Annotated in this window: 1 protein-coding gene; it reads left to right on the forward strand. The window is 36.5% G+C overall.

Annotation, left to right across the window (positions count from 1 at the left end):
* Positions 1-261: hypothetical protein (locus FDW96_RS12540; RefSeq protein ID WP_212732888.1), on the forward strand; the 261-nt coding region annotated here is incomplete at its 5' end.
* Between the last annotated feature and the right edge of the window lie 40 nt (positions 262-301).

Genomic DNA, 301 nt, shown 5'->3' on the forward strand with positions numbered 1-301 from the left:
TCTAAGGGAAACATCTCATTGATTAGAGCTAACGGTTCATTCTTGGGTGTCATGCGTAACCGTCATAACATTGGCTATGTTGATGTACCAAACAGTAAATGGTGTGGGTATCATCTAATTAAAGGTAAGAGTGCATTGCGAAAAGTACAAAGCATTGAGATACTCAAGAGCTATAACATAGTACCTGATAATGATATCAACGACGACATGGCAGACGCGTTCTGTATCTTACTCTATGTAGAAAGTCAGGAGAATGAATGATTGTAATTAATATTGCCTTGATTATTCTTGGCATTTTATA

The sequence above is a fragment of the Citrobacter sp. TBCS-15 genome (assembly GCF_005280815.1).
GTDB classification, from domain to species: Bacteria; Pseudomonadota; Gammaproteobacteria; order Enterobacterales; family Enterobacteriaceae; genus Citrobacter; species Citrobacter werkmanii.